This is a genomic window from Azospirillum sp. B4, assembly GCF_000333275.1.
Taxonomy (GTDB): domain Bacteria; phylum Pseudomonadota; class Alphaproteobacteria; order Azospirillales; family Azospirillaceae; genus Nitrospirillum.
In genome coordinates, this window is sequence record NZ_BACU01000118.1 from 1 (window position 1) to 984 (window position 984).

The following is a 984-nucleotide window of genomic DNA, read 5'->3' on the forward strand; positions in this document are numbered from 1 at the left end:
TCACCTTGACCTTGCCATAGCGGGCGGGGTCGGCCGCCAGCTTGGCGTCAAAGGCGGCGTTCTCGCGGTTGGCGTAGGCGCTGTCCGTGCCGCGGGGGTTGGCGGCGGCGTAATAGGTGCCGCGATCGTGCAGGTAGGGGGCCAGGATCTCCGTCCAGTACCCGCCGCTGGGCGAAATCTCGACCACCGTCTGGTTGGGTGCCAGGCCGAAGAAGGTCAGTTCCTGCAGCGGATGGCGGGCGGCGTCGCGGGCCAGGAACTGGGGTGAGCGGGCGGGGGAGGAGACGATCTGCGCCAGCACGGGGTCGGGCTTGGCATCCTCCGCGCGCGCCGATGGGCCGGACCAGGCGAGGCCGGCGGTGCCGGCCAGGATGAACAGGTGGAACAGGGGCCGCAGGCGCATGGGGGCACTCCCTTGGGGGCTGGGGCCGTTGCGTCGACCCGGTTCTGAGGTGGCGGGAAGTGTAGGGAAAAGCGCCGGGTGCCGCTACCGCCCCGCCACCGGTGGCTCCATCGCCGATGCGTCAAGCGGACCCGGCCCGGGTGGCGTGGCCAGCAGATGGTCGGTCAGCAGTTTGGCGAAACGCGGCAGGCGGGCGCGGCTCCGGGTGCAGACCTTCAGGTCCCGCACCGCCCAGCTGTCGGTCAGGGCGATGCATTCGATGTTCATGGTGCGCGCCGCCCGCCGGGCGGTGGTCTCCGGTACGATGCCGATACCGACGTTACCCTCCACCAGGCGGCAGATGCCGTCGAAGCTGCGCAGCTGCACCCGCAGGCGCAGCCGCCGGCCCACCCGCGCCGCCCGGTCGGACAGGAAGCGTTGCAGGGCCGCCGCCCGGTCCAGGCCCACCAGGTCGTGGTCCATCACCTCCGCGAAGGGTACGCTGTCGCGTCCGCCCAGGGGATGGGTGGGGGCCGCCACCAGGACGAAGCGGTCCTGGCGGAAGGGTAGGTCTCCAGGTCGCCCGTGCCCACCGTGCCGGC

At 72.2% G+C, this 984-nt stretch carries 1 protein-coding gene and 1 pseudogene; both read right to left on the reverse strand.

Annotated features, from left to right (window positions below; genetic code table 11):
* A pseudogene (locus I55_RS05745) lies at positions 1–403 on the reverse strand (methyltransferase); the annotation flags it as partial.
* An 84-nt stretch (positions 404–487) separates the two neighbouring features.
* On the reverse strand, positions 488–984 hold a 497-nt coding region (locus I55_RS05750; RefSeq protein ID WP_252181033.1), incomplete at its 5' end, for a LysR substrate-binding domain-containing protein.